The organism is Shewanella sp. SG41-4, from assembly GCF_014164505.1.
Lineage (GTDB): Bacteria > Pseudomonadota > Gammaproteobacteria > Enterobacterales > Shewanellaceae > Shewanella.
On record NZ_JACJFI010000640.1, the window covers coordinates 1 to 1,174 of the forward strand.

1 protein-coding gene is annotated in these 1,174 nt (G+C 36.3%); it reads left to right on the plus strand.

Annotated elements, in window-relative coordinates; all coding sequences use genetic code 11:
* Positions 1-159: 159 nt before the first annotated feature.
* Positions 160-786, plus strand: a complete 627-nt coding sequence (locus H5202_RS22910; RefSeq protein ID WP_182774041.1) for a LysE family translocator — start codon at positions 160-162, stop codon at positions 784-786.
* Positions 787-1,174 lie beyond the last annotated feature (388 nt).

The window sequence follows — 1,174 nt, forward strand, 5'->3', positions numbered from 1 at the left end:
TACGGTGACCCCGAATAAAAATCAATACAGAGTTGGATATTATCGCGAATATAATCGCTAACCATATTAAAATTAAATTAAAAGCATTTGTCGCGGTGACTTAAGAAGCCTATTAAGCGGTTCTACATCGCTATAATTTTACCAATATGCGGATGTACTATGGAAGAAATAAACTATTTGTTAATAACGTTTGCAGCTTTTATTGCCATTGCAAGCCCCGGTCCAGCAACACTTGCTATTTCAGCTATCTCGATGAATCAGGGGCGTGGTTACGGAATTGCATTAGCTGCCGGAGTTTTATCCGGATCAATTATTTGGTCATTTTCCGCCGCATTTGGTTTAGCTGCTCTTCTGTATGCTAATACTTGGTTCTTCGAAATATTTCGGTATTTAAGTGCATGTTACTTCCTTTATCTTTCATATAGATCCCTATGGTCAGCTTTTAATGTTAGGCAAACTGTAGTAGATATAAAGTCTATATCGGGATTTAAATTAGCATATATTAAAGGACTCCTCATACACTTATCAAATCCGAAAGCAATGTTGTTTTTTGGTTCTCTTTATACTTTGGGGCTACCAAAATATGTTAGTACTCATGATCTTTTGAAGGTCATTGCGACCATCGGCGTGACTAGTTTTTTTATTTTTATCGGTTACGCTTTGCTATTTTCAATTGCTGAAATTCGCTATGTTTATACAAAATCACGGAGAGTTTTTGAACTGACATTTGCAGTGTTTTTTGGTGTTGCCGGTGTAAAAGTACTAGCAAATGGATTAAGTTCTTAAAAGCTAGACTTTGTGTTGTACTAGGCTTAATCGGAGCTACGTTGGTCCGGTCTCAACTGAAGAAACTAGGTTAAATTAGTAAAGTTACGATAAACAAGGGACTAGCACTTCATTACAAAGATGCATAAATTCATTTTAGGATGTATCAGTAGGACGAGCTCGCGAACGTTTCTTGAAAGGAATTAGACCATTAAACGAGCTACCGTAGTTCGATAAATCTTCATAGCTAGGAAGGTTTCTTGCTCTTTTGTTTGTATGTCAAACGTAGAGTTAAAAAACTAAGAACTCATGCCGTTTCCCTGATTGTACCAGGGCATTTTTTACCATAGAACATTGGTAATCATATGGAATGAATTATAAGTCTCGGCTATTTATTTCAACATAGTAG